Origin of the sequence: Chlorobaculum sp. 24CR (genome assembly GCF_004118635.1) — a bacterium.
Classification (GTDB): domain Bacteria; phylum Bacteroidota; class Chlorobiia; order Chlorobiales; family Chlorobiaceae; genus Chlorobaculum.
The window spans coordinates 1-11,594 of record NZ_SDGU01000001.1 but is presented as its reverse complement, the minus strand read 5'-3'; the positions used below and the strand labels follow the sequence as shown (position 1 = coordinate 11,594).

Below are 11,594 nucleotides of genomic sequence, written 5' to 3'. Positions count from 1 at the left end.
GCTGCGGCTTCTGCTTCGACTGCAAGCAGTGCGTCTCGTTCTGCCCGCAGGAGGCGATCACGCGCTACCGCGACAACCCGGCGGGCGAAAAAGTCTATACCAACTACGCAAAATGCGTCGGCTGCCACCTCTGCTCCCTGGTCTGCCCCTGCGGCTACATCCAGATGGGCATGGGCGACGGACTCTAAACTGGACGGCATCGTAACCTGAAAAGACCGAAAACACTATGATGGACGATATGATCCCGATGGTCGAGAAGGCCATAGAAACCTCCTCCCACTGGCAGGACACCGGCTGGCCGGTCGCTTTTGGCAACCGTCAAATCGAGGTGGACAGCCTGAAGGCTGCCGAGGCTTTGCCCCGGAACGCCGTCTATCGCGAAGAGGCGATCAACTACTGGCGTCAGGCCCGTCTGACGGGCGAGGATACCGCCGCAGCCGGCAAGAAGGCGCTCGAAGCGCTGAAAAACGGCGATGCCTGCGGAGCCTATGACGCCCTGTATCTTTGCCAGTACCTCGAAATACCGTTCGAGGCCGAGTCCAAAACCTGGCGACCGGTTTACGAGGCCTTCATGGCCAAATGCGCCTGATCCCGTTTTCAGGGAAGCGCTTCAAGTCCGCCGGTCTCTCGCAGACCGGCGGACTGCTTTGAATGTAACAACCTCATATTCTGCAATCTTATGACGAGAGCGTGGGAACAGATAGTTAACGAGAACCGGAAGGCCCTGCTCGAGCAGTGGACGACCTCCGTCATGGCGATGCTGCCCGGCGGCAGTACGAGCCACGGCTCGATGGTCGCCTCGGCGATCGAAGAGGAGCTGAAGGCTCTGCTCGATGCTGTGACGGATCGAACCATGCAGGCCGCCGAGCCGATCATGCGCATTACCCGGATTCTTGCCATCCAGGATATTCCACCTTCAAAATCTTTGTCGATTTTGTTCATGCTCAAGGCTATGATCGAAGAGCTGCCGGGCGAGTGCGATCATCCGTGCCGCGACCGCCTCGAAGAGCTGACCCTGCAAGCTTTCGACAGCTATATGAAGCATCGCGAAACCATCTGCCAGATCAAATATGACGAGGGCCGACGGAAGATGCACATGGCGCTCAGGAGGGTCGAAGCATGAAAAAAGTGCTGAAACCGCTGATTGCGGTCATCGTGCTGGCGCTGATTCCCTGGCTCGGTGTCACCTACGGAAAACTCGACTACGTTTTCGCCATCATTATTCCCTACGCTGCCGGCGTGATACTCGCACTCGGAATGCTTTTCCGGCTGGTTGACTGGCTCAGGAGGCCGGTGCCGTTCAACATTCCGACCACCTGCGGCCAGGAGAAGTCGCTCGACTGGGTCAAGACCAACACGCTGGAATGCCCGTCCAATCCCTTCATGGCGGCCTTGCGGGTACTCTCTGAAGTGTTCCTGTTTCGCTCGCTGTTCCGTAACACCAAAGCCGAAATGGCTGGCGGCCCGAAGCTCGTCTATGGTTCGCACAAGTGGCTCTGGCTGGGCGGCCTCGCGTTCCACTGGTCGATGCTCATCATCGTCATCCGCCACGCCCGCTTTTTTCTGGCCACCCTGCCCGTGCCGATCGAGCTGCTCGACACCGCGGATCGCTTCCTCGACGTAACCGTACCCGCATTCTACATCACCGATGCCGTTGCGCTTGCCGCCATCACCTTTCTGGTGCTGCGCCGCCTGTCGGATGCGAAGATGCGCATTCTGTCGCTCTCGACGGACTACTTCCCGCTCTTCCTGTTCGGCGCTATCGCCATTGTCGGCATCAGCATGCGCTACGTGACCAAGGTCAACATCATGCCGGTTAAGGCTCTGGCAATGACGCTGGCGAGCTTTGGTTTCTCGGAACCCGAACCGATCGGCGCGCTGTTCTACGTTCACCTGTTTCTGGTTTGCGTATTGCTTGCCTACATTCCGTTCAGCAAGCTGGTGCACATGGGGGGCATTTTCCTCAGTCCGACGCGCAACCTGCCGAATAACAGCCGCGCCAAATGGCACAAAAACCCGTGGAACCCCGACATCAAGTTCAGAACCTATGCCGAATACGAGGACGAGTTCCGCGAAAAAATGAAGAAGGCAGGCATTCCGGTCGAAAAGCAATAATCAATTATGTCTAATAAATACGCCCTCAAACCGGACGAACTCAAAAAAGAGTTCGAACAAAAAAAGCCGCGGATACTCAAGGAGAATCTTGCTGGCAAGGATTGGTGGGACCTGCCGGTGGAGTTCCGCGACGGCAACTGGTGTTTTCCCGCCAAGCCGGAAGTACTCGAAGATCTGCACTTCGCGAACCCGAGGAAATGGGCCGCCACCGACAAGGACTGGCAGCTTCCCGATGGATGGGAGAAGATCATTCATGACGGCATGAAGGATCGCCTGAAGCGGTTCCGCTCGTTCAAGGTCTTCATGGACAGTTGTGTTCGCTGCGGCGCATGCGCCGACAAGTGCCACTTCTTCCTCGGTACCGGCGACCCGAAAAACATGCCGGTGCTTCGCGCCGAGCTGGTGCGTTCGGTCTATCGCAACGACTTCACCACCTTCGCCAAGATTCTGAAGAACTTTTCGGGGTCGAGGACGCTCACGCAGGACGTGATCAAGGAGTGGCACATGTACTTTTACCAGTGCACCGAGTGCCGCCGCTGTTCGGTCTTTTGCCCGATGGGCATCGACACCGCCGAAATCACCATGATGGTGCGCGAGCTGCTCAACCTGATCGGCGTGAACAACAACTGGATTCTCGCGCCGGTGGCTAACTGCAACCGCACGGGCAACCACCTCGGCATCGAGCCGCACACTTTCGAGCAGAACATCATGTCGCTGGTCGATGACATCGAGGACGTGACCGGCATCAGGGTCAACCCGACCTTCAACCGCAAGGGAGCCGAAATTCTGTTCATCACGCCGTCGGGCGACGTGTTCGCCGATCCCGGCGTCTATACAATGATGGGCTACCTCTTGCTTTTTCACCACATCGGCCTCGACTACACCATCAGCACCTACGCCTCCGAGGGCGGCAACTTCGGCATGTTCACCTCGAACGAGATGATGAAGAAGATCAACGCCAAGATGTACCACGAGGCCAAGCGTCTCGGTGTGAAATGGATTCTCGGCGGCGAGTGCGGCCACATGTGGCGCGTGGTGCAGCAGTACATGGGAACCATGAACGGCCCGGCCGATTTCCTCAAGGAGCCGGTTTCGCCGATCACGGGCACGAAGTTCACCAATGCGAAGTCAACCAAAATGGTGCATATCGCCGAGTTCACCGCCGACCTCATCAAGCACGGCAAGCTCAAGCTCGACCCGAAACGCAACGACCATCTCCGCACCACCTTCCACGACTCGTGCAATGTGGCTCGCGGCATGGGCATGTTCGAGGAGCCGCGCTACGTGCTCAACAAGGTGTGTAACGTTTTCCACGAAATGCCCGAAAATACCATCAGGGAGCAGACCTTCTGCTGCGGATCGGGCAGCGGCCTGAATGCCGAGGAGTTCATGGACACCCGGATGCGCGGCGGCTTCCCGCGAGCCAGCGCCGTGGCGCACGTGCGCGAAAAGCACAAGGTCGATTCACTGGTCACGATTTGCGCCATCGACCGGGCGAGCCTTCCGGCGCTCATGCGCTACTGGAATCCCGGTGTGTTGGTCTATGGCCTGCACGAACTGGTCGGTAACGCACTCATCATGCAAGGAGAAAAGAAGAGAACCGAAGACCTGAGAGAGAATCCGATGGCCGGATTCGAGGAGGATGACGACGATGAATAAGTTCAGCAAGTTTCTGGTCGCCCTCGCCGCGGGCCTCGCCGTCTTCGTGGCGGCATGGTTCTTCATGCAGGCCGGTCATTACGGCTCGGTTTCGGCTCACGCCGAGAACTCGCCCGTGGCGGCGGCAGCTCCTGCGCCTGGCGGCGCGCCGATCGACAGTTCGAAGTGCATTCTGCCGACCGAGTACATGCGGGCGCACCACATGCAGGTGCTCAACAAATGGCGTCACGATTCGGTGCGCGAAGGAAATAGAACCTACGTCAATCCCCAGGGAGAGCACTTCGACAAGAGTCTCAACACCTGTCTCGGTTGCCACGGTTCAAATCCAATGTTCTGTTTTATGTGTCATGAGTTTGCCAATGTCAAGCCGACATGCTGGGATTGCCACTTGTCGCCGATGGAGGTGCCGCAATGAGTCAAAATCGCAGAGAATTTCTGAAGAAGGCGGGGCTTGGCGCGCTTGCCGGCCTGGGCGCCGCCGCGGGTCTGTTCCCGGCGTTCGCGCTCGAACAGACCGATATGTCGAACTTTACCGACAAACCCGTGCCGGGCAAGGTGCGCTGGGGTATGCTGATCGATACCCGCAAGTGCCTCGGCAACTGCACCGAGTGCATCGTCCGGTGCCACCACGATCACAACGTGCCGGACTTCGGCAAGTCGAAAAACGAGGTCAAGTGGATCTGGAAGAGCGGCTACGAGAACGCTTTCCCGACCGCCAGCACACAGTTCCAAAATCCCGAAGTGCTCGAACGCCAGGTGCTGACGCTCTGCAACCACTGCGCCGAGCCGCCCTGTACCAAGGCGTGCCCGACCGAGGCGACCTTCAAGCGCTGGGACGGCATCGTGTCGATCGACTACCATCGCTGCATCGGCTGCCGCTTCTGCATGGCCGCCTGCCCGTACGGTTCGCGCAGCTTCAACTGGCTCGATCCGCGCCCGAATATCAAGGAACTGAGCACCGCCTATCCGACGAGGATGCGCGGCGTGGTCGAGAAGTGCAACTTCTGCTCGGAGCGGCTCGTCAAAAACGAGCTTCCGGCCTGCGTCGAATCGTGTCCCGAAAAGGCGCTTATCTTCGGCGACCTGAACAAGCCCGATTCGGAGATTCGCAAACTGCTCGCCGCGAACGAAACCATGCAGCGCAAGCCGGAACTCGGTACGCTGCCGTCAGTTTTTTACATCATCTAACCATAAGCCATGATCGAGAAAGCGCTCAAAGGAGGCCGCGGCTACTGGGCATGGGTAGCCTTTCTGCTCGTCGTCATCGGGATTGGAGTAACGGCGTACGCCCGCCAGATGACCATCGGTCTCGGCGTCACCGGCATGGGCCGTGACATAAGCTGGGGTGTTTACATCGCCCAGTTCACCTTTCTGGTCGGGGTTGCCGCCTCGGCTGTGATGCTGGTGCTGCCCTACTACCTGCACAACCAGAAAGCCTTTTCAAAGATCGTCATCGTCGGCGAGTTTCTCGCCGTATCGGCGGCGCTCATGTGTATGCTCTTCATTCTGGCCGACATGGGGCGGCCCGACCGCGTGCTCAACGTGCTGCTCTATCCCTCGCCGCACTCGATGGTGTTCTGGGACGTGATGGTGCTCAACGGCTACCTCTTCCTGAACCTCATCAGCGGCTGGGCGGTGCTCGGCGCCGAGCGCAAGGGCGTGGCTCCCGCGCCGTGGGTGAAGGCGCTGATCTACCTTTCGATTCCGTGGGCCTTCAGCATCCACACGGTGACGGCGTTCCTGTTTGCTGGTCTGCCGGGCCGCCACCTCTGGCTCACCGCCGTGCTCGCCCCGCGATTCCTCGCCTCGGCCTTCGCCGCCGGTACGGCCATCCTGATTCTCATCACCTTCATTCTGAAGAAGGTCGCCAAATTCGACGCAGGCCCGGAAGCGCGTCTCAAGCTTTCGGTGCTCGCCTCTTATGCTGGCCTGGCCAATCTCTTTTTCCTCGGCACGGAGTTTTTCACGGCCTTCTACAGCAACATTCCGGCGCATATGCACAGCTTGCAGTACCTCTTCTTCGGCCTCGAAGGCCACGCCCCTCTCGTGCCGTGGATGTGGTTCTCGCTCATCACCGGCATTATCTCGGTCGGTGTGCTGCTCTCGCCGCCGCTTCGCCGCAAGAACGGCGCGCTGATTGCCGCCTGCATCGGCCTGGTCGTCTCGATCTGGATCGACAAGGGAATGGGCCTCGTCTTCGGCGGATTCGTACCGACGCCGCTCGAAGCGATTGTCGATTACATGCCGACTGCCACCGAAATTTCGGTCACGCTCGGCATCTGGGCCATCGGCCTGCTTGTGCTGACCATGCTGCTCAAGACCGCCATCGCCGTCAAAACGCAGGAGTGAGTCTGTCCAGACCGGCGTGAATTCGGGATAAAACGGACGCCACCAGCATCTCTTCACTGGCCCCGGCGCGGGAACTGAACCTGCGCCGGGGCTGTTGTTTATCGTCAAAATGGACGCATCTATGAAAGTGTTTCTGCCGCTCAACATCCGGGTGGACAACAAGAAGATTCTCTTTGTCGGCGGCGGCAAAATCGCCCTGCACAAGATTCAGACCATCGAGAAATATACCCGGAACATCACCATCGTCTCTCCCGAAATCATCGACGAACTCAAAGGCAAGGGGTTCACGGAAATCCGCAAGGAGTACGACCCCTCCGACCTCGACGGCGCGTTCCTCGTCTATGCCAGCACGAACGTCGAGGCGGTCAACCGCCGCGTTCGCGACGACGCCGAGGCGCGGGGCATCCTCGTGAACGTCGTCGATAACCGCGAGCTTTCGGGCTTTATCTCTCCGGCGATCATCAAGCAGGGCGAGATGACCGTCGCGGTCTCCTCCAATGGCCAGAACGTCAAGAAGTCCGTGGAGTGGCGCAACCGCCTCCGCCAGTTCGTCAACGAGACCTGGCCGGACGATAACCCCTAATTTCGCAAGGAAGTATCCGCAATGACCGATTCAATCCATACAGAACCGTCGCCGTCACAGACACCGGCGAAGAAAGGGTACGTCTATATCGCGGGCGCGGGGCCGGGCGATCCCGAACTGCTCACGCTCAAGGCCGACCGGGCGCTGCGCGAGGCGGACGTGATTCTCTTCGACGACCTCGTGCTGCCGCAGATGCTCGAACCCTATCGGGCCGAGAAGATTTACACCGGCAAGCGCAAGGACAGCCACCACTTCGAGCAGGAGGAGATCAACCAGGAGATCGTGCGCCACGCGCTCATGGGGCGCACGGTCGTCCGGCTGAAGGGCGGCGACCCCTTCATCTTCGGGCGGGGCGGTGAGGAGATCGACACGCTGCGCCAGCACGGCATCGAGTACGAGATCATTCCCGGCATCACGGCGGCGCACGGCGCGAGCGCCTACACCGAAATTCCGCTGACCATGCGCAAGGTCTCCTCGTCGGTGGCCTTCTGCACCGGCCACCCGATCAGCAAGATTCAGGCCCCCGACACCGACACCATCGTCTATTACATGGTCGCCTCCTCGGTGCACGACGTGCTCGATGCGGTGGCGGCAAAAGGGCGGAGCGGCAAGACGATGGTGGCCGTGGTGCAGAACGCCACGCGCTACAACCAGAAGATTTTCACCGGTACGCTCGACGAGTTTCGCAAGCGCGACAGGGCGGTCTATTCCCCGGCACTGCTCATTATCGGCGACAGCATCAGCCAGTTCATCGAGAGCAACTGGTACTCGCGTAAAAAGAAGGTGCTCATGACCGGCGAAGCGCCGAAAAAATATACGCCAGCCGACTACATCACCGTGCCCTTCCCGTGCCAGCAGGTGGCGGGCGCAGACCTCGGCGCGGTGAAAGCCAGCATCGAGGGGATCGACCGCTTCTCGGTGCTCTTCTTCCAGAACCGCTTCGCCGTGCGCTACTTTTTCAAGTACCTCTTCGAGCATGGGCGCGACGTCCGCCACCTGGCGCACTTGACTATCTGCGCCTCGAACCGCTCGGCGGCGACAGAGCTTCAGGAATACGGCATCATTGCCGATTGCCGACTCGAAGCGGAAACGCCGACCAGCATCGGCGAGATGCTGAGGCAACAGGGGCTGACGGGCCAGCGCATTCTCCTGCCGGGCGCGGAGCACGTCGATGAGCTGGTGGCCGGGCAGTTGCGCGAAGGCGGCAACCAGGTCACGCCGCTCGTCGTCTATGCGCACGGAGCGCAGGATCACGTCGAAGCCATCGACCTCGATTTCATCGACGAGATTTACTTCGCCTCGGCGGAGTGCGTCAGGAAATTCAGGGAGCTGCACGACGCGATTCCCGCCCGAATCGCCGTCACCCCGGCGGACGAGCGGACGGAGCGGGAGGTGCGGCGTCAGTTCGGCGGCTGAACAGACCGGAACACATTTCCGCGCCTGCGGTTATCTCTGAAAGAATCGTCTCGGACATGAAGCCCCTGCCGGGCATGAATGGTTGTTTCTTTGCTGATTTTGCGCTAATTTTTCGAGTGATCTTTTAGGCTGAACCGAATAACACTACCCGCTAAAAAGAAGTTGAATTTTCAAGATGTTTAATAAAAATTATTAAATTTTTTCATGGTTACCGCAAGCGTGTTATGAAGGTAAAAAATCCAGAGAGAGGTGTCTTATATGGGAACCATATAATCAATGTTCAATAGCTACAGACAGATGCAAATTTTATAGAGATGGCTGAACTAGAAATCATACTTCAGGGATTAAGTGAAAATGACGACCACGAGACGGCCGTCAATCAACTGCTCACGGCGTCTGATATCGATAACTATTTATTTAGCCTTGCCTTCGCGAGAAAAAATGGGGTTGAAAGAATTGAAGATAATCTCAAAAAAGTAGCCGACAAGTCGAAGCTATTTATTGGCATAAGGAACGGTATTACTTCCGTCCAAAGTATTTTTCAGTTATTAAAAATTGGGCTTACTCCCTACGTTGTGGATACAGCGTCAAATAAAAAAATATTTCATCCAAAAATATATGCGGCATACGGTGAAACTAAAGCGTATGTGATATTGGGTAGTGCCAATCTGACATTTGGTGGACTAAACCAAAATATCGAAGCGAGCTCATACATTAAGCTCAATAGGCGCCAAAAGGCAGATGAGGATTATCTTCAAAAGCTTGTTCAAACGATAACCGAACTTACGGTGAAATATCCGGAGCATGTGTTTCAAATAACTTCGCCTAGGCAGGCAGTTGAACTGTTATACGAAGGTCGATTAGAAGATGAGCGTTTAACAAGACTCCCTGTAACCAATAAGACACAATGCGACAAGGCAAGAGATAACCTCAAGCCAATACCGATAGTTGAAAAGAGTAATCTTGGGCAAAATAAACCAATAAATAGTCGCAAGGTTAAAATAGTCGCGAATACAGGTGTTTTAGTATGGGAAAGCAAGCCTCTTGCAGAGAGGAGCTTAAATATCCCTCATGGAAATAATACCAATATAACCGGAGATACGAATTTGGGAGAAGGTTTGATGGAGAATATTGACTTCCAGCATTATTTTAGAGAAACGGTTTTTTCTGATCTGGAATGGAGAAAAGAATATAAGTCGAGAAATTCTCATCTTGAACGTGCCATAATAAATGCAGAAATAGTGATTAAAAACCTGTCATATGGTGAATTTAAAATGGAAGTTACCCATGATCCAAGAACCGATACGAAAAGTTATATGCAAAGAAATGTTATGACAAAAATAAAATGGGGTGAAGCAAGGGGTCTTATTGCAAGTCGCGATCTATTAGGCCGCACCCTGAGATTTTTTAAGAAAAATGCAACTGACTTTATGATTGTCATTGATTGATCGTGCTGGTTGTTCTTTGACGTCTGTTCCTTAGCTTATTCCATGCTTCATGGAGACTGGTAATTTCATCTGTGTTTAACCCCAAGTCTCTTAATATTATATTGTCTTGGTGAGACAATATCTCGTTGGATGAAGAGCTTCTTATCATTTTATCCAGCTCTTTTATTGCTTCGCTTGTCTGTGCAGGGATGGGTATATACAGCTTTTCGATCTCTGATGGGACAAGCTCTAACACGCCGCCCCCATAATGCCTACCTTCAAGTTCCGAGCTAAGTGCGGTAAGTGAATTAATGAAACAATAAACAAGTTTTTTGGGGTTTACATTTTTAGTTGTAATGCGATATGCCGTATCAGTAGTATAAGCTCTAATTTCATTTAATATGAGTCTCGGCATATCATGTGCGCGTTTGAGCATGCCTACCTGTGTGGCATAGACAGATGGAACTTTGAACCACGATTTGCGTATTCTGCATTTGTAGCGTACATGTAGATTCTCGCGTTCTCCTGAACGTATATATTCAAGAGCGCTTTTAGAAAGCTCTGAAATATTGCTTACGTTAAACCAGAGAAAATTAGATGGAAGGCCAGATTCTGAATTTCTGCTATGCTGGTTTGCGTCATAGAGAATTCCAGGGCAATGTTCGCTTCTACCAAACATTGGATGTGACCATTTTTCGAGGTCGTAGTGATTGACAGTGTTATCATTTACCAAAAAAAACTTGTTCGCTCCGGTAACTAGGCCAACATCAACATCAGCAATATCTGAAAAGCGATGTACTGCGTCACCTTTTATGACCCCTTCAAATATTTCTAGTTCTTTTTTTGTTAGTAAAGCCCTTGTCCATTTTCCCTCGACAGTTTTGCCATTGATGAAGTTTGTTTTATTGAAATACTGATTGGGGCTCACATTTAGAAATGATTTTCCTCGTGTCTGTATAATGCCAAGCCCAGCGGTATATTCTTTAATGTCTTTTTTCTTTTCCGCAAGCAATAAAACAGCACCTTGCAACGTGCCATCAAACCAGATTTCCTCTGGATCAATAATGATGAGCTTTTTGCATTGTTGTCCCAAATAAAAGCGAAGCGATTGAGCGTGAAGAACATGCAATATCTCTGCAGGCAGCACCATTGCCAGTCTTCCACTAGGACGAAGTAGTGACAGCGATGCAATAACGAAAGGAACCCAAGCATTAGTATGCTTTGTAAAACGCAGATTGTGCAGCTTGAAAATCCGTTCTGAGAATCCTTGATCTCTTTGTGACAAGTATTGGTATCTGATGAATGGTGGATTTCCTACTATGGCGTCATATTGCGATTTTGCCTGATCGGAAGTTAAATACCATTCTAAAAAATCGGCGCATTTAACATTGATATCCAAATTATTGATGGTACTCGCTCTCGCTGTTGCAAGATTAGCCTCTGTGGGATCAAGCTCTATTGCCGTAATTAAGGAACGAACTGAAAGCGCAGAAGACAATGACTCAAGAAATATTCCGTCGCCACAACTGGGCTCCAGCACGGTCACGGGATTTATTTCAGCTATCCATCGAGAGAGGTAGTGAGCTAAATCAAATGGGGTATAGTACCCTCCTCTTAGCTTTTGCGCAGATTCATTTTCCTTGAAATTCATTTTTCACCACCATCTATGTTTTGTTGGTCTTCATCGTGCATATCAAAAAGAGAAGAGGATTTCTCGCCGTAAACTAATTCCGTAGCCTCCTGAATAAACCATTCTCTCATGGTTTGCTGTTTGTTTTCTAATTTTGCGTAGAGTTGACGCTTCAACTCAGGGTCTATTTCCAGCACCACTCTGCCTGATTTTCCTCGTGCCATGAGAGAATCTCTAATACTGGTTGCTTTTGTTATGTTATACATGTAATATAACATCTTTCTCGTCGAAGTCAAGCAAGACGTTGTAATTCAAATTTAGGCCATCTCTAAAAAGTCGGAAAAGATATAAGATATTGAAATATATTGACTTAACTGAAATATAAGTCCAGCAATATTCGTATATTTGCGCAGTA

The 11,594-nt window shown here is 53.6% G+C and carries 13 protein-coding genes; 11 read left to right on the top strand and 2 right to left on the bottom strand.

The window, feature by feature from the left end; translation table 11 throughout:
- From EST62_RS00065 to EST62_RS00015, 11 genes are all read left to right on the top strand, one after another.
- Positions 1 to 188, top strand: a 188-nt coding sequence (locus EST62_RS00065; RefSeq protein ID WP_129050076.1) for a 4Fe-4S dicluster domain-containing protein, incomplete at its 5' end; no start/stop codon positions are given.
- Between the two features lie 38 nt (positions 189 to 226).
- On the top strand, positions 227 to 589 hold the full coding sequence (locus EST62_RS00060) for a hypothetical protein (protein WP_129050075.1): 363 nt from the start codon (positions 227 to 229) through the stop codon (positions 587 to 589).
- 90 nt (positions 590 to 679) lie between these two features.
- Entirely contained in the window at positions 680 to 1,123 is a 444-nt protein-coding gene (locus EST62_RS00055) for an RsbRD N-terminal domain-containing protein (RefSeq protein WP_129050074.1), read from the top strand.
- Positions 1,120 to 2,115 (top strand): sulfate reduction electron transfer complex DsrMKJOP subunit DsrM, encoded by a 996-nt coding sequence (dsrM, locus tag EST62_RS00050; RefSeq protein WP_129050073.1) that lies wholly within the window; start codon positions 1,120 to 1,122, stop codon positions 2,113 to 2,115. Before EST62_RS00055 ends, dsrM begins: the two co-directional genes overlap by 4 nt.
- Before the next feature lie 6 nt (positions 2,116 to 2,121).
- Positions 2,122 to 3,774, top strand: a complete 1,653-nt coding sequence (gene dsrK / locus EST62_RS00045) for a sulfate reduction electron transfer complex DsrMKJOP subunit DsrK (protein ID WP_129050072.1) — start codon at positions 2,122 to 2,124, stop codon at positions 3,772 to 3,774.
- Positions 3,767 to 4,189, top strand: a complete 423-nt coding sequence (gene dsrJ, locus EST62_RS00040) for a sulfate reduction electron transfer complex DsrMKJOP subunit DsrJ (protein WP_167599074.1) — start codon at positions 3,767 to 3,769, stop codon at positions 4,187 to 4,189. The genes dsrK and dsrJ overlap by 8 nt, the downstream gene beginning before the upstream one ends.
- A complete protein-coding gene (gene dsrO / locus EST62_RS00035; RefSeq protein ID WP_129050071.1) occupies positions 4,186 to 4,962 on the top strand; it encodes a sulfate reduction electron transfer complex DsrMKJOP subunit DsrO in 777 nt (258 codons plus the stop codon). The genes dsrJ and dsrO overlap by 4 nt, the downstream gene beginning before the upstream one ends.
- 9 nt (positions 4,963 to 4,971) lie before the next feature.
- Entirely contained in the window at positions 4,972 to 6,123 is a 1,152-nt protein-coding gene (gene dsrP / locus EST62_RS00030) for a sulfate reduction electron transfer complex DsrMKJOP subunit DsrP (protein ID WP_129050070.1), read from the top strand.
- Between the two features lie 121 nt (positions 6,124 to 6,244).
- Positions 6,245 to 6,706, top strand: coding sequence for a bifunctional precorrin-2 dehydrogenase/sirohydrochlorin ferrochelatase (locus tag EST62_RS00025; RefSeq protein ID WP_167599073.1), 462 nt, complete (start codon positions 6,245 to 6,247; stop codon positions 6,704 to 6,706).
- Positions 6,707 to 6,727: 21 nt separating this feature from the next.
- Positions 6,728 to 8,122: a uroporphyrinogen-III C-methyltransferase gene (gene cobA, locus EST62_RS00020; RefSeq protein WP_129050068.1), complete on the top strand. Its 1,395-nt coding sequence runs from the start codon at positions 6,728 to 6,730 to the stop codon at positions 8,120 to 8,122.
- Between the two features lie 314 nt (positions 8,123 to 8,436).
- A complete protein-coding gene (locus EST62_RS00015) occupies positions 8,437 to 9,570 on the top strand; it encodes a phospholipase D family protein (protein WP_129050067.1) in 1,134 nt (377 codons plus the stop codon).
- On the opposite strand, the gene EST62_RS00010 is transcribed toward EST62_RS00015, so the two are convergent.
- Together EST62_RS00010 and EST62_RS00005 are read right to left on the bottom strand one after the other, a co-directional pair.
- Entirely contained in the window at positions 9,560 to 11,200 is a 1,641-nt protein-coding gene (locus EST62_RS00010; protein ID WP_129050066.1) for an N-6 DNA methylase, read from the bottom strand. The genes EST62_RS00015 and EST62_RS00010 overlap by 11 nt on opposite strands.
- Complete coding sequence (locus EST62_RS00005; RefSeq protein ID WP_129050065.1) at positions 11,197 to 11,403, bottom strand: hypothetical protein; 207 nt, start codon at positions 11,401 to 11,403, stop codon at positions 11,197 to 11,199. The genes EST62_RS00010 and EST62_RS00005 overlap by 4 nt, the downstream gene beginning before the upstream one ends.
- Positions 11,404 to 11,594 lie beyond the last annotated feature (191 nt).

Bases quoted from the DNA above. Each gene is read 5' to 3' on its own strand.
- EST62_RS00060 (WP_129050075.1), top strand. From the start codon at position 227: ATGATGGACGATATGATCCCGATGGTCGAGAAGGCCATAGAAACCTCC.
- EST62_RS00055 (WP_129050074.1), top strand. From the start codon at position 680: ATGACGAGAGCGTGGGAACAGATAGTTAACGAGAACCGGAAGGCCCTG.
- dsrM (WP_129050073.1), top strand. From the start codon at position 1,120: ATGAAAAAAGTGCTGAAACCGCTGATTGCGGTCATCGTGCTGGCGCTG.
- dsrK (WP_129050072.1), top strand. From the start codon at position 2,122: ATGTCTAATAAATACGCCCTCAAACCGGACGAACTCAAAAAAGAGTTC.
- dsrJ (WP_167599074.1), top strand. From the start codon at position 3,767: ATGAATAAGTTCAGCAAGTTTCTGGTCGCCCTCGCCGCGGGCCTCGCC.
- dsrO (WP_129050071.1), top strand. From the start codon at position 4,186: ATGAGTCAAAATCGCAGAGAATTTCTGAAGAAGGCGGGGCTTGGCGCG.
- dsrP (WP_129050070.1), top strand. From the start codon at position 4,972: ATGATCGAGAAAGCGCTCAAAGGAGGCCGCGGCTACTGGGCATGGGTA.
- EST62_RS00025 (WP_167599073.1), top strand. From the start codon at position 6,245: ATGAAAGTGTTTCTGCCGCTCAACATCCGGGTGGACAACAAGAAGATT.
- cobA (WP_129050068.1), top strand. From the start codon at position 6,728: ATGACCGATTCAATCCATACAGAACCGTCGCCGTCACAGACACCGGCG.
- EST62_RS00015 (WP_129050067.1), top strand. From the start codon at position 8,437: ATGGCTGAACTAGAAATCATACTTCAGGGATTAAGTGAAAATGACGAC.
- EST62_RS00010 (WP_129050066.1), bottom strand. From the start codon at position 11,200: ATGAATTTCAAGGAAAATGAATCTGCGCAAAAGCTAAGAGGAGGGTAC.
- EST62_RS00005 (WP_129050065.1), bottom strand. From the start codon at position 11,403: ATGGCACGAGGAAAATCAGGCAGAGTGGTGCTGGAAATAGACCCTGAG.